The organism is Streptomyces sp. NPDC111744, from assembly GCF_055634995.1.
Genome location: NZ_JBVKCG010000030.1, coordinates 78465 through 95981 on the forward strand (window position 1 = coordinate 78465; position 17517 = coordinate 95981).

Here is a 17517-nt window from a genome sequence, read left to right on the forward strand (position 1 = left end):
CTGCCTCAGCACCTCCAGAAAGCGAGAGTCACCCCATGGCCACGATGAAGTCCGTACAGACCGGTGGCGTCGGCAAGATCGAGGTCGTGGACGTCGAACGTCCCGTGCCCGGCCCCAGGGACGTGCTGCTGAAGATCCACGCGGGTGGCATCTGCGGCACCGACGTCACCTTCCTGCACATGGGCGGCATGCCCTCCCGTGCCGACCTGGGCGGCGACCTCGTCCCGATCGCCCTGGGCCATGAGCCGGCCGGCGAGATAGTCGAGGCCGGCGCCGAGGTCACGGGGCTGAAGGTGGGCGACCGCGTGGTCGTGAACCCGCAGGCCGCGCCCACCGGGATCATCGGCTGCGGTGGCAGGTACGGCGCCCTGAGCGAGTATCTGCTGATCGAGAACGCCGAGGCCGGCCGGAGCGTCGCGGTGTTCCCCGACACCGTGCCGTTCGAGGTCGCCTCCCTGAACGAGCCGATGGCCGTCTCCCGGCACGCGGTCAACCGCTCCGCCGCCGGACCCGACGACAAGGTGGTCGTGTTCGGCGCCGGACCGATCGGGCTGGGCGCGGCGATCTGGCTGAAGCTGCGCGGGGTCGAGCACGTCGTCGTCGCGGACGTGATCCCCGGCCGCCTGAAGAAGGCCCTCGCCGTCGGCGCGGACGCGGTCGTCAACTCGGCCGAGGAGGACGTCACCGCGCGGCTGACCGAACTGCACGGGCAGAGCGCCAACGCGCTGGGCCGGCCCCGCCCGGGGACCGACATCTTCATCGACGCGGCCGGTGCCCCGGCCGTCTTCAACACCGTGGTGGCCAACGCCAAGTGGCACGCCAGGCTGGTCATGGTCGCCGTGCAGAAGAAGGGCGAGATCGACCTCGGCGGCATGCTGCGCAGCGAGCTGACACTCGTCGCCTCGCAGGGCTATCCGACCGAGATCTTCGAGGTCACCCCCGAACTGGTCGAGCACCACGAGCGGTTCGCGAAGCTGATCAGCCACCGCGTCCCGTTCACCGAGGTCCAGCATGCCTTCGAGCTGGCGCTCACTCCGGGCGCCGCGGAGAAGGTCGTCGTCACCTTCGACGCGTAGCGGTGACGGGCGCCAGCCACAGCCCCAGGAGCGCGTCGGTGAGCCCCGTGGCCGCGTCGCTCCAGGTGGCACGGGGGGTTTCGGTGCCCTCGGCGAGGGCGCGCTCGCGCTCCGCGCAGGTGTGCAGGATCAGCGTCCGCGCCATCTGGCCGCGTTCGGCGCGGACTTCGGCGGGCAGCTCCGGCAGCCGCCGGTTGAGCCCGGCGACGGCCTCGCGCAGCGAGGACGAGGCGAGGGACTCCTCGACCATGATCTCGTAGAGGGCCGGATCGGTCGCCACCTGGGCGCAGAAGCGGGCGTACCACGTGGGGCTGCGAAGGCTCGCGAGGTGTTCGGTGATCGGGCGGACCAGGCAGTCCACCCAGTCACGGGCGTCGTCGGAGTCGCCGGTCGCGGCAAGCAGCCGGACCCGGATCTCCTCGATCCGGTCGAAGTGCCGGGCTGCGATCGCGCGGACCAGGTCGGCCTTGGTGCCGAAGTGGTAGCCAACGGCCGCGTTGTTGCCCTGGCCGGCGGCCTCGCTGACCTGACGGTTGGACACGGCGTACACGCCCTGTTCGGCGAAGAGCCGTTCCGCCGTGCTCAGGATGGCCTCCCGTGTCGCGCCGGCCTGCTCCGCCCGCGCCGTCCTGCCCGCCATACCCACCACCGCTCCGGGACCGCACACCACCCGGTCCGGCCGGTCCCGCGAGCCGTACCGGGGCCTCGCCCGGGGCGGCGAGGTCCAGCCGAAGAAGCCTACGCGGCAGCGACGCGCGGTGTGATCCGGTCACACCAGTAAGATAAGTCAAGCGACTGACTTAACTCTTGCCCATGTCGCTCCGTGCCGCCCCCTGTTCTGCCTACGGAGGCCCTCTCCATGTCCGAAGCCCCTGTCCAGCCCGCCGGATCCCCGGGACCGGCCCGCGCGAATCCGAACGTGGTGGTGGCGGTGCTGGCCCTGGCCGGTATCACCGTCTCGCTGATGCAGACCCTGGTGATCCCGATCGTCCCGGAGCTGCCGAAGTACCTCAACGCCTCCCCGTCCAACGCGGCCTGGGCGGTGACGGCGACCCTGCTGGCCGCCGCCGTGGCCACCCCGGTGGCCGGCCGTATCGGTGACATGTTCGGCAAGCGGCTGATGCTCCTGGTCAGCCTGGTGCTGCTGGTCTCGGGCTCGGTGGTGTGCGCGCTGAGCGACACGCTGGTCCCGATGATCGTCGGCCGTACTCTCCAGGGTCTGGCGGCGGCCGTGGTGCCGCTGGGCATCAGCATCATGCGCGACGAGCTGCCGCCGGAGCGTCTGGCGGGCTCGACGGCGCTGATGAGCGCCTCGCTGGGCGTCGGCGGCGCGCTGGGGCTGCCGGCCGCGGCCTTCATCGCGGACCACTTCGACTGGCATGTGCTGTTCTGGACCTCGGCCGCCCTCGGGGCCGTCGCGTTCCTTCTGGTCATGCTGCTGGTGCCGGAGTCCAAGATGCGCTCGGGCGGCCGCTTCGACGCGGTCGGCGCGGTGGGCCTGGCGGCCGGCCTGGTCTCGCTGCTGCTCGCCGTCTCCAAGGGCGCCGACTGGGGCTGGGCGAGCGGCACCACGCTCGGCCTGTTCGCGCTCGCGGTCGTGGTCCTCGTCGCCTGGGGCTTCTTCGAGCTGCGCACCACCCAGCCGCTGGTCGACCTGCGCACCACGGTCCGCCGCCAGGTGCTGTTCACCAACCTTGCCTCGATCGCGTTCGGCTTCTCGATGTTCGCGATGTCCCTGGTGCTGCCGCAGCTGCTCCAGCTGCCTACCCAGACCGGCTACGGCCTTGGCAAGTCGATGATGACCGTCGGCCTGGTCATGGCCCCGCAGGGTCTGGTCATGATGGCCTTCGCCCCGGTCTCGGCCGCCATCACCAAGGCCAGGGGCCCGAAGATCACGCTGATGACCGGTGCGGTGATCGTCGCCGCCGGCTACGGCCTCAACATCGTCCTGATGTCCGAGGTCTGGCATCTGATCCTGGTCTCCTGCATCATCGGCGCCGGTATCGGCTTCGCCTACGGCGCGATGCCCGCGCTGATCATGGGGGCCGTCCCGGCGTCGGAGACGGCCGCCGCCAACAGCCTCAACACGCTGATGCGGTCCATCGGTACGTCGGTGGCCAGCGCCGTCGCCGGTGTGATCCTGGCGCAGATGACCATCAGTCTCGGCGGCTACACCCTGCCCTCCGAGAACGCGTTCAAGGTCGTCATGGCGATCGGTGCGGGCGCGGCCGTGCTGGCCTTGGTCCTCGCCTCCTTCCTGCCCGGCCGCCGCCCGGCGGACGCGGAGCCCGCTCCGGCGCCGGTCGGGCCCGCGGCCGAGTCGGTGCACTGAGCGACCCGTAGGGAGGAGCGAGCCGCGCCGTCCGTCGAGGGCGAGGCGCTCAGCCGCTCGTCAGCCGCCCCGGAGCCGGCTCGCCCATGACCTTCTCCTCATCTCTCCCGGGCCGTCCGTGTCGCCGCAGCGCGGACGGCCCGCCCGCCGTATCGCGGACGAGGGTCACAGGAGACCGACCGGAGCGACCGATGAGCATCCCCTGGCAGCGTTACGCCGAAGACCACGCCCGCACCGTCGACACGATGGCGGCGGTACTGCTGTTCGCCTCCTTCCTGTTGGGCGGTGAGACCTGTGGGCGGTGAGATCACCACGAGCAGCGAGGACCAGCCGCACGTGGTCGGGCTCACCATCGCCCTCGCCGCGGTCGGCTGCGGCGCTCTGCTCTGGCAGCGCACCCGGCCGCGCACGGTCGTCACGGTCAGCGCTGCGGCCACCGCGGCCGCCACCGGGCTCGGCCACCTGCACCCCGCTGCTGCTGGGCGCGCTGATGGCGGCGCTGTACCGGCCGGCGGTCGACACCGACAGGCCCACCGCGCGCCGCTACTACTTCGGCAGCGTCACCCTCGTGGTGACGATCGCGATGTCCTTCGACCCGGTGGGCATCCCCTGGCCGCTCGGGACGGTCAGTCCGGCCGCCTGGCTGCTGCTGCCGGTCGTCGCCGGAAAGGCGGTCCGCCTGCAGGGCGCGTACCTGGACGCTGTGCAGGCCGGGGCGGAGTACGCGGAGCAGGGCCGGGAGGAGGAGGCCCGGCACCGGGTCGCGGAGGAGCGGATGCGGATCGCGCGGGAGGACGTGGTGGCCCACCATCTGCGCTGGCCAACGCCCAGGCCGGCACGGCGGCCCAGCTCTCGCGCACCCATCCCGACCAGGTGCACCGGATCCTCGGGGACCTCGCCGGTACGACCGCCTCCGCGCTGCGCGAGCTGAAGGCCACCGTGGGGCTGCTGCGGCAGACCGACGACCCGGACCTGCCGCTCGCCCCCAGCCCGGACCTGAGGCAGCTGCCGGAGCTGACCGAGGCCTGTGAGTCCGCCGGGCTCACCGTGCACGTCAGCGTCGAGGGCACCGCGCGCCCGCTGACGGCGGGCGTGGACCTGACGGCGTACCGGATCGTGCAGGAGGCGGCGAGCGGCTCCTGAAGGCTGTTCGGGGGAACCGGCGCCGGAAGAGGCGTGCCACGGCCGTAGGCGGTTCACATCTTCTGCCGTGACCACCGCCCTGCCGCTGATCCCGCCCATGCTCGCCACGCCCGGCAGGCTGCCGCCCGCCGCGCAGGACGCCCGGTGGGCGTACGAGACCAAGCAGGACGGCCAGCGCGCGGTCGTCTATCTGCCCGGTGACGGCGGTCTGCTGCTGCGCGCCCGGTCCGGCGAGGAGATCACCGCCGCGTATCCCGAACTGCGCCCGCTGGGCGGGATGCTGGGCCGGGTACCGGCGATCCTGGACGGCGAGGTGCTGGCCCTCGACGAGAACGGGCGCGCCGGCTTCCAGCTGCTGCAGAGCCGGATGGGCCTGGCCCACGCCCCGGCCCGCGCGGCCCGGATGGCGGCCCGGGTCCCCGTCCATCTGGTGCTGTTCGACGTGCTGCACCTGGAGGGCGCCCCGCTGCTGAGGGTGCCGTACGCGCAGCGGCGGACCCGGCTGGAGGCGCTCGGCCTCGACGGGCCTTACTGGTCGACGCCCGGGGCCGTCGTCGGGCACGGCGCCGAGGCGCTGCGGACCACCCGGGAGCACGGTCTTGAGGGCCTGGTCTGCAAACGGCTGGACTCGGTGTACGAGCCGGGGGTGCGGTCCCGCGCCTGGATCAAGATCCGGAACATGCGCGCCGAGGACGTGATCGTCGGCGGCTGGCTCCCGGGCAAGGGGCGGCTGACCGGGCTGCCGGGCGCGGTGCTGGTCGGCCAGCGGTCCGCCGGCGGGCGCCTGCGGTACGTCGGCGGGGTGGGCACCGGCTGGAGCGAGACGGAACGGACCGACCTGGCCGCGCTGCTGCGGGCCGCCGCGACCGACGCCTGCCCCTTCGTCCCGGTCCCGCCGGTCCCGGGCGCCCGTTGGGTGCTGCCCCGGCTGGTCGGCGAGGTCAGCTACAGCACCAGGACCCGGGCCGGGCTGCTGCGCCAGCCGTCCTGGCTGCGGCTGCGCCCGGACCTCACACCGGAGCAGTCGGCGGCGGACCTGCCCGACGGCATCGGCTGACCGTCGCGAACCGACTGTTGGGCGGGGGTTCACCGGCGGGACGCCCGGGGCGACTTGGCAAGGTCTTGACCGAACGGGAAGCTGAACTTTCCTTCCCCTCATAGCAGTTGGAGGCCTCCGTGTCGTCACGGACGTTCCGCATCGGTCGCCGCGGATGGCTGACCGGACTCGCCGGTGCCGCCGCCCTGATCGTCGCCTTCCCCGCCGCCGCCTTCGCCGCCCCGCCGCAGGCGCTGCCCGCCAACGCCGAGCCGGTCGAGCAGACCTACCAGCCGGCCTTCGACTACGACACCGACGGCTGCTACCCGACGCCCGCGATCGGCCCCGACGGCACGGTCAACGGCGGCCTCAACCCGACCGGCGCGCTCAACGGCTCCTGCCGGGACGCCTCCGACCTCGACAACACCAACAGCTACTCGCGCTACAAGTGCAACAACGGCTGGTGCGCCTACATGTACGGCCTGTACTTCGAGAAGGACCAGGCGATAGCGGGCAGCAGCATCGGCGGGCACCGGCACGACTGGGAGCATGTCGTGGTGTGGGTGCAGAGCGGCCAGACCAAGTACGTGTCGACGTCCAACCATGGCTCGTTCACCGTGCACGCGGCGTCCGAGGTCCGCTTCGACGGCACCCACGCGAAGATCGTCTACCACAAGGACGGCGTCAGCACGCACTGCTTCCGGCTGGCCAACTCCAACGACGAGCCGCCGGAGAACCACAAGGGCACCTGGCAGTACCCTCCGCTGGTGGGCTGGAACGGCTACCCGGCCGGCCTTCGCGACAAGCTGAGCGCCTACAACTTCGGCAGCGCCAACTTCGGCCTGAAGGACGCCAGTTTCGCCTCCCACCTCAGCTCGGCGAAGCCGTCGGGAATCACGTTCGACCCCAACGCCTGACCCCGGCCATGATGGCGGCATGGATCCTGCGACGGAACGGCCGCCGGACGCCCGCCAGTTGTTCGAGGCGCTGTCCGCGCACGGCGGCACGGGCGTGAACGGCACCGTCGTCGAGCCCTGGCTGGGGCGGTTCGGGGACAAGTACCGCACCCGGATCGCCTCGGCCGCCCGGGCGGCCGTGCTCGCCGAGCCCGACCGGGCGGCCCTCTGGGAGTTGTACGCGCTCAGCCGGGTCAGCGACATCCTGCTGCTCGCCTTCCAGCCGCCCGGCCACGGCACCTGGACCGGACCGGGCCTGACGCTCGACGAGTATCTGGCGCTCTTCACCCGCCTGGGGATGGTGCCGTTCGAGGAGACAGCGGTCTTCGACCCCTTTCTGCACGAGATCGTGGAGGTCGAGCAGGCGGCGGATCCGGACGGGCTGATCACGGTCACGGAGCTGGTGTGGCCGGGGCTGTGGCTGGACTCCGTGCTGTTCGCGCGGGCCGGGGTCCGGGTGCGGGCGGGGGTACGGCACGCCGAACGCGGGGTGGCCGACCGCGCCCCGCTGTACTGGACCTACCGTCGCCGCCACCGTCCTGCGGTCGACCTGTCCCACGGCTGGGGATCGAACTCCCAGTGGCGCACCGGCTTCCGCGTCGACCTCCGCGGCGCGGACGCCGACCGGCTCAACCTCGGCGGCGATCAGCACATCGACGCCGTGGCGGACGAGGAGACCGAAGCGCTGCTCACCCCGGCCGAGCGCCGTGACCTGCTGCGCAACCGCTGTCTGCTGCGCACTCCGCTCGACCCCGCCGTGTCGGCCCAGGACGCCGACCTGTTCCCCTTCGGCCGGCGGCCGGCGGGGTGACGGGACTCTGTTTCGCCGAGCGGAGGCCGACAGGATGTCGGAATCCTCGGCCGGCACGAAGGTCTATCGTGTCCTCATGTCCGTGCCAGAGTTGATCCGTATCGTCTCCCGCGACTCTCCGATGGCGCTCGCTCAGGTGGCCCGGGTCCGGGCCGAGTTGGCCGCCCTCCATCCGCAGGTGCGCACCGAGGTCGTGCCGGTGAAGACGACCGGCGACAAGTGGCTGGGCGATCTTTCCCAGGTCGAGGGGAAGGGGGCGTTCACCAAGGAGGTGGACGCCGCGCTGCTGGCCGGCGAGGCGGACCTCGCCGTGCACTGTGTGAAGGACGTGCCGGCGGACCGGCCGCTGCCCGCCGGGACCGTGTTCGCGGCGTTCCTGAAGCGGGACGACATCCGTGATGCCCTGGTCCACCCGGACGGGCTGACCCTGGACCAGCTGCCGCCGGGCACCCGGATCGGCACCTCCGCGGTCCGCCGGATCGCCCAGCTGGCGGCCACCCATCCGCATCTGGAGTGTGTTCCGTTCCGGGGCAACGCCAACCGGCGGCTGGAGAAGCTCGCCGCCGGGGACGCCGACGCGCTGCTGCTCGCGGTGTCGGGCCTGGAGCGGATCGATCGTACGGACGTGATCAGCGAGGTGCTGGACCCGGAGACGATGATGCCGCCGATCGGCGCGGGCATCCTCGCACTGCAGTGCCGGGAGGGCGACACCGAGCTGATCGACGTGGTGAGCGAGCTCGGTGACCCGGACACCTACCGGGAGGCCACCGCCGAACGGATGTTCCTGCACGTCCTCCAGGGGCACTGCAACAGCCCGATCGCCGGGTACGCCCGGGTCGACGGCGGCGGTGAACTGTCGCTGCGCGCCTGTGTGTTCACACCGGACGGCAAGACCCGGCTGAACGCGCACGAGTGGGCGGGCCGTCTCGACCCGGCGACGCTGGGCACCTCGGTCGCCGTGGCCCTGCTGCGGCAGGGCGCCCGCGAGATCATCGACGGCATCCCGCACTAGGACTCGGGGACGCCCCCTTGACGACTAGGCGGAGGAACCGGGCTCCGTCTGGTCCTTGAGGAAGGCGCTCACCTGGTGGGCCAGGCCGCCCGGCCCGGCGCTCTGGCAGGCCGTGGCGGCGGTCGACTCCTGTACGCCGATGCCGCCCGCCCACAGCCGGCGGTCGGTCCAGTCCTCGTCGACGCGCAGCTGGATCTGGATGTCCACCTGGGTGAGGGCGGCCTCCGGGCCGGCGGCGTAGAGAACGGCGGTGGCGCGGCGCAGCGGGTAGACGTCAAAGCCCTCGATGAACTGGGAGCTGCGCCAGTCGATGAACGCGCCCTCCCCGTCGGGGCCCACCCGCACGTCGATCTGGCCGTCCTCCAGTTGAACGCTGAAGTGACGGGAGCCGCGGTTCTCCACGGTCACCCGGACACTGAAGTACGTCAGCCCGGCCGCGGCGTCGTCCCGGCCGCGCGGCGGCTCGGCCTCCGCCAGGCGGTGGACGCGGACCCGCAGACCGGCATGCTCTTCGTACTCGTGCCAGTCCCCGACCACGTTCGGCTCGTACACAGTGCCCCTCTCGACCACCGCTGTCTATCTGTGCCCTCAGCGCACTGTCAAATGAGCGGAATGCGCCGTGGCCAGGGGGTTCGCCCGCTTTGATCGCTGATCAAAGCGTTGCGCAGCGGTTATCCCGCCCCGGGACTCCGGGGCGGGACGAAGGCGCGTGCCGCACATCACGTCGGCGTCTCACCCACGGCAAGATCAGCGGGCCAGGCGGCCGAGCAGCGACGAGGCGGCGGCGATACCGAGGGCGGCGGCGACCGCCAGCACGGCGAAATCCAGGCCGAGATGGGAGGGCGTGCCGAGCAGCAGCCCGCGCAGGGCGTCGACCTGGTAGCTCAGCGGGTTGATCTTGCTGACCACCTGGAGCCAGCCCGGCATGATCGCCACCGGGTAGAGGGCGTTGGAGCCGAAGAACAGCGGCATGGTGATCGCCTGTCCGATGCCCATCAGCCGGTCACGGCTCAGGACGATTCCCGCGATGCTCATCGACAGGCAGGAGAAGAAGGCCGAGGCGAGGACGACGGCCAGCCCGACCCCCAGCAGCTTCAGCGGGTTCCAGGTGAGGGAGACCCCGAGGATCGCGGCGATCACGATCACCACCACGGCCTGTATCAGGGACTTCACCCCGGCCGCGAAGGCCTTGCCGGTGATGAGCGCCGAGCGCGGGGTGGGGGTGACGAGGAGCTTGTTGAGGATGCCGGCGTCGCGCTCCCAGATGATCTGGATGCCGTAGAAGATCGCGATGAACATCGCGGACTGGGCGATGATGCCGGGCGCGAGGTAGTCGATGTAGGGGATGCCGCCGGTGGGTATCGCCTTGATCCGGGTGAAGGTCTGCCCGAAGATCAGCAGCCACAGGGCCGGCTGTATCGCCCGGGTGTAGAGCTCGGTGCGGTCGTGGCTGAGCTTCTGCAGCTCTACGGCGCACATGGCGACGACCCGGGCCGGCAGCAGCTGCCACCCGGAGCGCGGCTGGGGCGGCGTCAGCAGCAGGGATGCCGCCGTGCGCTCAGCCGACGCGCTTCGCGGTGCGGCGGGTGCTTCGGACATCACGGAAACCTCCTGACTGGTCGTCGAGGCCGCTGCCGGCCACGTCGCGGAAGACGTCTTCGAGGGTGGGCAGGGTGTCGGTGCCCTGGCGTTCGGCGAGGCCGCGCCTGAGCTCGTCGGGGGTGCCGAGGGCGCGGATGCGGCCGCGGTGCATCAGGCCGACCCGGCCGCAGTGCTGGTCGGCCTCGTCCATGTAGTGGGTGGTGACCAGGACGGTCATGCCGGTGGCTTCGCGTACGGCGTTGATCTGGTCCCACACACTGGTGCGGGCGATCGGGTCGAGGCCGATGGTCGGCTCGTCGAGGATCAGCAGCCGGGGCGCGCTGACCAGTGCCTGGGCGAGTTCGAGGCGGCGGACCATCCCACCGGAGTACGTGCCTGCGAGCCGGTCGGCGGCGTCGGCGAGGTCGACGGCCTCCAGCGCCTGCGCGACCCGCTCGGCGCGCTCGCGCCGGGGGACGTCGAAGACCCGGGCGAACAGGGCGACGTTCTCGCGTCCGGTGAGCCCGCTGTCGGCGGACAGCTGCTGCGGGACGTAGCCGAGCAGTCTGCGGACGGCCATCCGCTCCCGGCCGGTGTCATGGCCGAAGACACGGACCATTCCGGCGGGGACCGGAAGCAGGGTGGTGATGCAGCGGATGGCGGTGGTCTTGCCGGCGCCGTTGGGGCCCAGCAGTCCGAAGACCTCGCCCTCGCCGACGGCCAGGTCGAGCCCGTCGACGGCCTTGGTCTCCCCGAAGGTGTAGGAGAGCCCGGTGCAGTCGACTGCGGTGGTGTCCGGCGTCATGATTCCTCGGCCTCCTCGTGCAGGGTGACGGCCAGCTTGCGCAGCGCCGGAAGCGCGGCCTCGAGCGCCGCCCGGTCCGCTTCGTCGAGCCGGGACACATGGCTGACGACGAGGTCCGCGCGGCGCCGCTGCCAGTCCGCGAGGCGTTTCTCGGAGGCCTCGGTCAGCAGCAGGCGGGCGGACCGGCGGTCGGCGGGGTCGGTCTCGCGGAGCAGGTAGCCGTCCTTGGCCAGTTGATTGACCAGGGTCGACACCGAGTTGCTCGCCAGGTACAGCTCCTTGGCGGCGTCCGAGATGCCGATCCCGGGCCGCGACTCGACCAGGCGCAGCAGCTCCACCTCGGCGCCGCGCAGCCGGGGCAGCGCGAGCCCGCGGCGTAGTCGGCGGCGGATCAGCCGCTGGATACCGACGAGCGCGTCGGCCAGCTCTTCCGGAAAGGTCTCGGATCTCACACCCCGAAGATTACCTCTGCTACAGAGGTAATTCCACCCAAGAAGGAGTCAGGACAGAAGACCAATGCCACCTTTTTAAATGAGTTGTTTGGCTATGCCCCATTTGGGGCATGCCCTCCTCAGTGCTTCGGACCGGAGGCACGTGCGTGGGAGCCACCTTGCGCCGGTGCCCCCCGTGTTCTCCCGGGGTCCGAGTGCGTTCCTCCCACGGTGTTCGTCCACACAGCACCCGCTGAGGAGGTGCGCGCCATGCGTGCCACCACCGCCACCACCAAGCCCCATCCACACGACGACGCCCCTGACACGGCCGAGGACTTCATCCGGCTGGCCGGACTGCCCGAAGGCCCCGAGCGCCGGGCATTGCGCGACGGCCTGGTCGAGGTCTGGCTGCCCATGGCCGAGCGGATCGCCGTACGGTTCCGCGGCCGCGGGGAGACCCTGGAGGACCTCTACCAGGTCGCCGCGCTGGGGCTGGTGAAGGCCGTCGACCACTACGACCCGGCGCGCGGCCGGGCTTTCGAGGCGTACGCCGTGCCGACGATCACCGGCGAGATCAAGCGCCACTTCCGTGACCACATGTGGACCCTGCACGTGCCACGACGGGTGCAGGAGCTGCGCAACCGGGTCCGGGTCGTCCTCAAGGAGCTGGACCAGGCCTCGCCGGGCGGCGCGCCCACCGTCGCCGAGATCGCCGAGCGGGCCCGGCTCACCGAGAGCGAGGTGCGGGCCGGGATGGAGGCCCTGGACTGCTTCTCGGCGCTGTCGCTGGACGCCGAGGTGTCCGGCGCCGACGGCTATGCGCTGGGCGACACCCTGGGCGGACCCGACCCCGGCTACGACCTGATCGTCGACCGCACGGCGGCGGAGCCCTGCCTTCAGGGCCTTCCGGAGCGTGACCGGCTCATCCTCTACCTGCGGTTCTTCCGCGGTATGACGCAGAGCCGGATCGCCGAGCAGTTGGGCGTCTCTCAGATGCATGTGTCCCGGCTGCTCAGCGCCTGCTTCGAGCGGCTGCGCGAGGAGCTGCTGGCCGAGGCGGGCTGAGTCTCACTCGGTCGGTGTGCAGGGGATCTGTGTCGGCCCGTGTCGGTCGAGGGCGTCCTCCAGTTCGGCGCGGACCTCGGCGGGCATGTCGCCGGTGCGCCCCCAGAGGAGCATCAGCTCCGCGACGTTGCGGAGCTTGATGTTGGTGTGCTGGGAGACCTCCTTGAGCACCTCCCACCCCTCGTCGGGGGCGACCCGGCCGAGCGCTACCACCATCCCGATCGCCTGGTCCACCACGGCATGGGAGGCGACGGCCTCCTTGAGCTGGTCGATCTCCTCCTGGAGGTGGAGGATGAAGTGCGCCTCGCTCTCGCTGTCGCTCACTCCCCCATCGTCGCCACTCGTCTGGCCGAGTGCCACCGGGGTACTCGGCAGGCACCCCCGCCGCTTCCGGTTGGAGACTGGTCCAGGACCGGTACCCCGCCGGCCCCGACCCCAGGACGAGTGCCATGAACAACGACACGCCTGCCCCCGGCCCCGTGAAGAAGCAGCGGGACGTCCTCTCCACGCACTCGGTCTTCGGCGCCCCCTGCTGGGTGAGCCTGACCAGCCGGGACCTCCAGACGACCGAGGACTTCTACAGTGCCGTGCTCGGCTGGCGATGGCGCAGTGTGAGGCTCGGCGACCATTTCCGGATCGCCCTGGCGGACGGGGTACCGGTCGCGGGTATCGCCGCGGTCGCCGCGATGTGGCAGATGGCGGTGGCGTGGACGCCGTACTTCGCCGTACCGGACGCGGACGAGGCGGTCGCCCGGGCCCGCGAGCGCGGCGGCACCCCGGCGGTGGGGCCGCTGTCCTTCCCGCCCGGCCGGGCGGCGCTGCTCGCCGACCGGGACGGGGCGATCTTCGGCATCTGGGAGGGCGAGCTGGTCTCCAACTGGGAGACCTGGCGGCAGGCCGCACCCACCTTCATCCGCCTGCACACCCGCAACGCCTTCGACTCGGCGATCTTCTACGGCGAGGTCCTCGGCTGGGCCTCCGGCAAACCGGGCTGCTGCGAGGTGGAGTACGAGGGCGGCGAGGTCGTGCTGCGCAGCCGGGGCAACGTCGTGGCCCGTATCGACTCCGGGGCGGTGGAGACGGCCCCAGACCCGTCGGTGCGGCCGCACTGGCAGATCCACTTCGCGGTCAACGACGTCGGCGAGTGCGCACGGGCGGCCGAGAAGCACGGCGGCAGCGTCCTCCAGGAGAAGGACACCGAGGCCATACTGCGCGACCCGGACGGGGCTCAGTTCACCGTGACGGCACGCCCCCTTCTCCCCTGATCCCTCAGTCCTTGCCGCGGGAGGGCCGGGACAGCAGGACCAGGCTGCGGGCCTCGGCACGCAGCCTGGTGTCGGCCTTGCGTTCGCGTTCGTCGGGGATGCCGTCGGGCTCGGCGGTGTCGATGAGGGCCGACCAGCGTTCGCCGTAGGAGTCGTCGGGCAGCCGGAAGTCGACCGGTTCCCAGCAGCTGTTGAGGAGCAGGAGGAACGAGTCGTCGACCAGGCGCCGCCCGTAGGGGTCGCGTTCGGCGATGGCGTCGCCGTTGAGGAAGACGCCGACCGAGTGCGCGTCGGGGCGCTGCCAGTCCCGGTCGGTCATCTCGCGGGCGTCGGGCAGCAGCCAGACCAGGTCGGGCAGTGGCTGTCCGGAGTGCATGGCGGTCTCGCCGCGGAAGAAGCGGCGCCGGCGCAGCACGGGGTGGGCGGCGCGCAGCCCGATGACGTACCGGGTGAATTCGCTGAGCGTCCGCTGTTCCTCGGTGAGGTCCCAGTCGGTCCAGGACACCTGGTTGTCCTGGCAGTACGCATTGTTGTTGCCGCGTTGGGTGCGGCCGAGTTCGTCTCCGTGGCCGATCATCGGGATGCCCTGGGACAGCAGCAGGGTGGCGAGGAAGTTGCGCTGCTGGCGGGCCCGGAGTTCGAGGACGGCCGGATCCTTGGTGTCGCCCTCGGCACCGCAGTTCCAGGACCGGTTGTGGCTCTCGCCGTCCCGGTTGTTCTCGCCGTTGGTCTGGTTGTGCTTGTCGTTGTACGAGACCAGGTCGCGCAGGGTGAAGCCGTCGTGCGCGGTGACGAAGTTGACGCTCGCGCGCGGTCGGCGGCCCCGCTGCTGGTACAGGTCGGAGGAGCCGGTGAGCCGGGAGGCGAACTCGCCGAGCGAACCCGGCTCGGCCCGCCAGAAGTCCCGTACGGCGTCCCGGTACTTGCCGTTCCACTCCGACCACAGCGGCGGGAAGTTGCCGACCTGGTATCCGCCCTCCCCCACGTCCCAGGGCTCGGCGATGAGCTTCACCCGGCTGATCACCGGGTCCTGCTGGATCAGGTCGAAGAACGCCGACAGCCGGTCCACCTCGTGGAACTGCCGCGCCAGGGTGGCCGCGAGATCGAAGCGGAAGCCGTCGACATGCATCTCGGTCACCCAGTAGCGCAGCGAGTCCATGATCAGCTGGAGGACGTAGGGGTGGCGCATCAGCAGGCTGTTGCCGGTGCCGGTGGTGTCGTAGTAGTGCGCCCAGTCGCCGTCGACGAGCCGGTAGTAGGAGGCGTTGTCGATGCCCCGGAAGGACAGCGTGGGGCCCATCTCGTTGCCCTCGGCGGTGTGGTTGTAGACCACGTCGAGGATCACTTCGAGGCCGGCCGCGTGCAGCGCCTTGACCATCGCCTTGAACTCGTTGACCTGCTGGCCCCGGCTGCCGAAGGCCGCGTAGGCGTTGTGCGGGGCGAAGAAGCCGATGGTGTTGTAGCCCCAGTAGTTGGACAGGCCCCGGTCCTGCAACACCCCGTCCTGCACGAACTGGTGGACCGGCATCAGCTCGACCGCCGTGACGCCGAGCGAGGTCAGGTGCTCGACGACCGCCGGGTGGGCGAGACCGGCGTAACTGCCCCTGAGCCGTTCGGGTACCTCCGGATGGGTGCGGGTGAGGCCGCGGACATGGGCCTCGTAGATCACCGAGTCGGAGTAGGCCCGCCGGGGCGGACGGTCGTCACCCCAGTCGAAGTAGGGGTCGGTGACCACACCGAGCATGGAGTGCCCCGCACTGTCGGCCGGGGACGGCCCGCCCGGTGTGCGCTCGTACAACGAGGCGTGGTTGTCGATCTGGCCGTCGACCGCCCGGGCGTACGGATCCAGGAGCAGCTTCGCCGGATTGCACCGGTGGCCGACCTCCGGGTCCCAGGGGCCGGTCACCCGGTAGCCGTAGCGCTGGCCCGGCCCGACGCCGGGCAGATAGGCGTGCCAGACGAAGCCGTCGACCTCGGTCATCGGCACCGGCCGCTGGGTGCCGGCGTCGTTCACCAGGACCAGCTCGACCCGCTCGGCGACCTCGCTGAACAGGGCGAAGTTGGTGCCCTGTCCGTCGAAGGAGGCACCCAACGGGTAGGGGTGCCCGCTCCACACGGGCACCCCTTTCCGGGACTTCCGAGCCGTCACCGGGCGCCCTCCAGAATGCCCTGGCCGGATGCGGCCAACTGGGCGACGGGGAGGGCGCGGGGCGCCCGGAGCGTCCTGCGCAGGCTGGGCGCCGGCGCGGTCGGGACCAGCGGGACGCGCTCCCCGGACCGGGCTCGCTGCGAAAACCAGATGATCTTGCTGCCGGTCTCCGGGGCACAGCACCCCCAGCCGTCGCTGGTGGCGGCGAGATGCGCCAGGCACGACCGCAGATCCTGGTCGGGGCGCAGGTCACGGTCGTCGTCGCCGATGGCGGTGATGAGGTGCTGCCCGTTCCACCACATCTCGATGGACGTGTGTTTGTCCGTCGCGTGCTGGTCGATGGCGGTCAGCAGCAGTTCGACACCGCGGCAGACGGGGTCCACGAGGTTGTCGAGGTCCCAGTAGTGGAGATGGGCGGCCAGGATGCGGCTGACCTGTCCCACCCGTTCCGGGCTGACCTCCACGTCGAGGTGGTAGTAGCAGGGCACTGCGGTCTTCATTGTCGCTGGCTCCTCACCCGGCGCGGCTCCCGCTCCCCTCACCCGCCCGGAAATCCGTTCCGGACGCGTAGCGTGAGCACTGATCGCTTCTGAGTCACTTCCCACAGTGCGGGCGCTACGCCATTCGTGCAACACGAGAGCCGCATGAGGTGGTTGAAGATCCAACAAGACGCTCGGTCGTCATCCGTGCACCATGAGTGAAAGCCTCGATTCGCCGTAACAGCTCCGTGCCCCTTCCGTGCCCGGACGCTCCCCGACTGTCGGGGACACGTGCCCACTCGAGAGCGTAGGAAGGAAAGACACGGCCATGCTGCTACCCGCGAAGGCCGAGGTGGCCCGGCAGCTGCGGCGCTACCGGGCGTGGGAGCGTGTCATGCTCGCCTCGCCGCAGGACCGCGAGGTGCGGTCCACCTTCGAGGACTCGGGCTACACGCTGTGCGTGCTGATGGGCAAGCGCTGCGCCCGGGAGGCGGTGGACGCGGCCGAGCGCTATCTGCGCACCAGCCTCGTCACCTATCTGCGGGAACAGGGCGGGCGGACCCAGCTGAGCGGGAAGGTCCGGCGGGGTCCGCCGTCGGACCGGAGCTCCGCGAGGCAGTGATCCGCAAGCGGACCCCCGCGGGAGGACACCAGTCCTCCCGCGCACTACGGACCGCGGAGCCGGGCCCGGGCCCGGCTTTGCGCACGGCGGAGGTGAGACCCATGAAGGCGACAGAGGCCATCGGCCGTGTTCCGGTGCGTGACGTGCAACCGGCCGTGGAGAGCGGCGGGCGTCCGGCGAAGGCGGTCCCCGGCGAGAGCTTCGAGGTCACCGCCACCGTCTTCCGCGAGGGTCATGACGCCGTGGGCGCCAATGTGGTGCTGTGCGACCCCGAGGGCCGGCCCGGCCCCTGGGCGCCGATGCGGGAGCTGGTACGTGGCACCGACCGCTGGGGCGCCGAGGTCACCCCGTGCGCGACCGGACGCTGGACGTATCACGTGGAGGCCTGGAGCGCCCCGCTCACGACCTGGCGGCGGCACGCGCGCGTGAAGATCCCGGCGGGCATCGACACCGGTCTGGTCCTGGAGGAGGGCGCCGAGCTGTACGCGCGCGCGGCCGCCGGGGTTCCCGAGGGACCGGAGCGCGAGCGGGTGCTGGCGGCGGCCCGGGCCCTGGGCGACGACACCCTCCCCCTGCACACACGTCTGGCGAGCGCGCTCGCTCCCGAGGTGGACGAGATCCTGGCCCGCTATCCGCTGCGGGAGTTGGTGACCTGCTCGGAGCCGCTGCCGCTGCTCGTCGAGCGCGAGCGGGCCCTTTTCGGCTCCTGGTACGAGTTCTTCCCGCGCTCCGAGGGGACCGAGGACCGGCCGCA

The 17517-nt window shown here is 71.3% G+C and carries 20 protein-coding genes; 12 read left to right on the top strand and 8 right to left on the bottom strand.

Annotated features, from left to right (window positions below; genetic code table 11):
- The first annotated feature begins 35 nt into the window (after positions 1–35).
- Entirely contained in the window at positions 36–1076 is a 1041-nt protein-coding gene (locus ACZ7OO_RS39085; protein ID WP_471512227.1) for a zinc-dependent alcohol dehydrogenase, read from the top strand.
- Here the strand turns inward: ACZ7OO_RS39085 and ACZ7OO_RS39090 are convergent.
- Entirely contained in the window at positions 1060–1716 is a 657-nt protein-coding gene (locus ACZ7OO_RS39090; RefSeq protein ID WP_471512228.1) for a TetR/AcrR family transcriptional regulator, read from the bottom strand. The genes ACZ7OO_RS39085 and ACZ7OO_RS39090 overlap by 17 nt on opposite strands.
- 219 nt (positions 1717–1935) lie before the next feature.
- On the opposite strand from ACZ7OO_RS39090, the gene ACZ7OO_RS39095 reads away from it, so the two are divergent.
- The 7 genes from ACZ7OO_RS39095 (at position 1936) to hemC (ending at position 8366) form a co-directional block, all read left to right on the top strand.
- Positions 1936–3408, top strand: a complete 1473-nt coding sequence (locus ACZ7OO_RS39095) for an MFS transporter (RefSeq protein WP_471512229.1) — start codon at positions 1936–1938, stop codon at positions 3406–3408.
- Between the two features lie 490 nt (positions 3409–3898).
- Positions 3899–4339, top strand: a complete 441-nt coding sequence (locus tag ACZ7OO_RS39100) for a hypothetical protein (RefSeq protein ID WP_471512230.1) — start codon at positions 3899–3901, stop codon at positions 4337–4339.
- The gene (locus tag ACZ7OO_RS39105; RefSeq protein WP_471512231.1) at positions 4282–4551 is read left to right on the top strand and encodes a hypothetical protein; all 270 of its coding nucleotides are present in this window, start codon (positions 4282–4284) and stop codon (positions 4549–4551) included. The genes ACZ7OO_RS39100 and ACZ7OO_RS39105 overlap by 58 nt, the downstream gene beginning before the upstream one ends.
- Positions 4552–4648: 97 nt before the next feature.
- Positions 4649–5608 carry an ATP-dependent DNA ligase gene (locus ACZ7OO_RS39110; RefSeq protein ID WP_471512246.1) on the top strand — a complete coding sequence of 320 codons (960 nt, stop codon included), beginning with the start codon at positions 4649–4651 and terminating at the stop codon, positions 5606–5608.
- A gap of 119 nt (positions 5609–5727) precedes the next feature.
- Positions 5728–6504, top strand: a complete 777-nt coding sequence (locus ACZ7OO_RS39115) for an NPP1 family protein (protein WP_471512232.1) — start codon at positions 5728–5730, stop codon at positions 6502–6504.
- A gap of 19 nt (positions 6505–6523) precedes the next feature.
- Positions 6524–7354 (top strand): hypothetical protein, encoded by an 831-nt coding sequence (locus ACZ7OO_RS39120; protein ID WP_471512233.1) that lies wholly within the window; start codon positions 6524–6526, stop codon positions 7352–7354.
- Between the two features lie 76 nt (positions 7355–7430).
- Positions 7431–8366: a hydroxymethylbilane synthase gene (gene hemC, locus ACZ7OO_RS39125; RefSeq protein WP_352225380.1), complete on the top strand. Its 936-nt coding sequence runs from the start codon at positions 7431–7433 to the stop codon at positions 8364–8366.
- A 24-nt stretch (positions 8367–8390) separates the two neighbouring features.
- Here hemC and ACZ7OO_RS39130 read toward each other — a convergent pair whose 3' ends face one another.
- The 4 genes from ACZ7OO_RS39130 to ACZ7OO_RS39145 form a co-directional block, all read right to left on the bottom strand.
- A complete protein-coding gene (locus tag ACZ7OO_RS39130; protein WP_471512234.1) occupies positions 8391–8918 on the bottom strand; it encodes a hypothetical protein in 528 nt (175 codons plus the stop codon).
- A 195-nt stretch (positions 8919–9113) separates the two neighbouring features.
- A complete protein-coding gene (locus ACZ7OO_RS39135; RefSeq protein ID WP_471512235.1) occupies positions 9114–9965 on the bottom strand; it encodes an ABC transporter permease in 852 nt (283 codons plus the stop codon).
- On the bottom strand, positions 9925–10752 hold the full coding sequence (locus tag ACZ7OO_RS39140; RefSeq protein WP_471512236.1) for an ABC transporter ATP-binding protein: 828 nt from the start codon (positions 10750–10752) through the stop codon (positions 9925–9927). Before ACZ7OO_RS39140 ends, ACZ7OO_RS39135 begins: the two co-directional genes overlap by 41 nt.
- The gene (locus tag ACZ7OO_RS39145) at positions 10749–11204 is read right to left on the bottom strand and encodes a MarR family winged helix-turn-helix transcriptional regulator (protein ID WP_471512237.1); all 456 of its coding nucleotides are present in this window, start codon (positions 11202–11204) and stop codon (positions 10749–10751) included. Before ACZ7OO_RS39145 ends, ACZ7OO_RS39140 begins: the two co-directional genes overlap by 4 nt.
- Before the next feature lie 249 nt (positions 11205–11453).
- Between ACZ7OO_RS39145 and ACZ7OO_RS39150 the strand changes: the two genes are divergently transcribed.
- Positions 11454–12248, top strand: a complete 795-nt coding sequence (locus tag ACZ7OO_RS39150) for a SigB/SigF/SigG family RNA polymerase sigma factor (protein ID WP_471512238.1) — start codon at positions 11454–11456, stop codon at positions 12246–12248.
- 3 nt (positions 12249–12251) lie between these two features.
- On the opposite strand, the gene ACZ7OO_RS39155 is transcribed toward ACZ7OO_RS39150, so the two are convergent.
- Positions 12252–12572, bottom strand: a complete 321-nt coding sequence (locus ACZ7OO_RS39155) for an ANTAR domain-containing protein (RefSeq protein ID WP_471512239.1) — start codon at positions 12570–12572, stop codon at positions 12252–12254.
- Between the two features lie 125 nt (positions 12573–12697).
- Between ACZ7OO_RS39155 and ACZ7OO_RS39160 the strand changes: the two genes are divergently transcribed.
- Positions 12698–13513: a VOC family protein gene (locus ACZ7OO_RS39160; RefSeq protein WP_471512240.1), complete on the top strand. Its 816-nt coding sequence runs from the start codon at positions 12698–12700 to the stop codon at positions 13511–13513.
- A 4-nt stretch (positions 13514–13517) separates the two neighbouring features.
- On the opposite strand, the gene glgX is transcribed toward ACZ7OO_RS39160, so the two are convergent.
- The gene (gene glgX / locus ACZ7OO_RS39165; protein WP_471512241.1) at positions 13518–15662 is read right to left on the bottom strand and encodes a glycogen debranching protein GlgX; all 2145 of its coding nucleotides are present in this window, start codon (positions 15660–15662) and stop codon (positions 13518–13520) included.
- On the bottom strand, positions 15659–16162 hold the full coding sequence (locus ACZ7OO_RS39170; protein WP_471512242.1) for a pep a2: 504 nt from the start codon (positions 16160–16162) through the stop codon (positions 15659–15661). The genes glgX and ACZ7OO_RS39170 overlap by 4 nt, the downstream gene beginning before the upstream one ends.
- A gap of 307 nt (positions 16163–16469) precedes the next feature.
- Here ACZ7OO_RS39170 and ACZ7OO_RS39175 point away from each other — a divergent pair, with 307 nt between their 5' ends.
- Positions 16470–16763: a DUF5133 domain-containing protein gene (locus ACZ7OO_RS39175; RefSeq protein ID WP_352225315.1), complete on the top strand. Its 294-nt coding sequence runs from the start codon at positions 16470–16472 to the stop codon at positions 16761–16763.
- Between the two features lie 101 nt (positions 16764–16864).
- Positions 16865–17517: maltotransferase domain-containing protein (locus tag ACZ7OO_RS39180; protein ID WP_471512243.1), on the top strand; the 653-nt coding region annotated here is incomplete at its 3' end.

What these genes read in the sequence shown, in the direction of transcription:
- ACZ7OO_RS39160 (WP_471512240.1), top strand. Translation starts at nt 12,698, where the DNA reads ATGAACAACGACACGCCTGCCCCCGGCCCCGTGAAGAAGCAGCGGGAC.
- ACZ7OO_RS39120 (WP_471512233.1), top strand. Translation starts at nt 6,524, where the DNA reads ATGGATCCTGCGACGGAACGGCCGCCGGACGCCCGCCAGTTGTTCGAG.
- ACZ7OO_RS39095 (WP_471512229.1), top strand. Translation starts at nt 1,936, where the DNA reads ATGTCCGAAGCCCCTGTCCAGCCCGCCGGATCCCCGGGACCGGCCCGC.
- hemC (WP_352225380.1), top strand. Translation starts at nt 7,431, where the DNA reads ATGTCCGTGCCAGAGTTGATCCGTATCGTCTCCCGCGACTCTCCGATG.
- ACZ7OO_RS39140 (WP_471512236.1), bottom strand. Translation starts at nt 10,752, where the DNA reads ATGACGCCGGACACCACCGCAGTCGACTGCACCGGGCTCTCCTACACC.
- ACZ7OO_RS39170 (WP_471512242.1), bottom strand. Translation starts at nt 16,162, where the DNA reads ATGAAGACCGCAGTGCCCTGCTACTACCACCTCGACGTGGAGGTCAGC.
- ACZ7OO_RS39110 (WP_471512246.1), top strand. Translation starts at nt 4,649, where the DNA reads ATGCTCGCCACGCCCGGCAGGCTGCCGCCCGCCGCGCAGGACGCCCGG.
- ACZ7OO_RS39085 (WP_471512227.1), top strand. Translation starts at nt 36, where the DNA reads ATGGCCACGATGAAGTCCGTACAGACCGGTGGCGTCGGCAAGATCGAG.
- ACZ7OO_RS39150 (WP_471512238.1), top strand. Translation starts at nt 11,454, where the DNA reads ATGCGTGCCACCACCGCCACCACCAAGCCCCATCCACACGACGACGCC.
- ACZ7OO_RS39090 (WP_471512228.1), bottom strand. Translation starts at nt 1,716, where the DNA reads ATGGCGGGCAGGACGGCGCGGGCGGAGCAGGCCGGCGCGACACGGGAG.
- ACZ7OO_RS39135 (WP_471512235.1), bottom strand. Translation starts at nt 9,965, where the DNA reads ATGTCCGAAGCACCCGCCGCACCGCGAAGCGCGTCGGCTGAGCGCACG.
- ACZ7OO_RS39175 (WP_352225315.1), top strand. Translation starts at nt 16,470, where the DNA reads ATGCTGCTACCCGCGAAGGCCGAGGTGGCCCGGCAGCTGCGGCGCTAC.
- ACZ7OO_RS39100 (WP_471512230.1), top strand. Translation starts at nt 3,899, where the DNA reads ATGGCGGCGCTGTACCGGCCGGCGGTCGACACCGACAGGCCCACCGCG.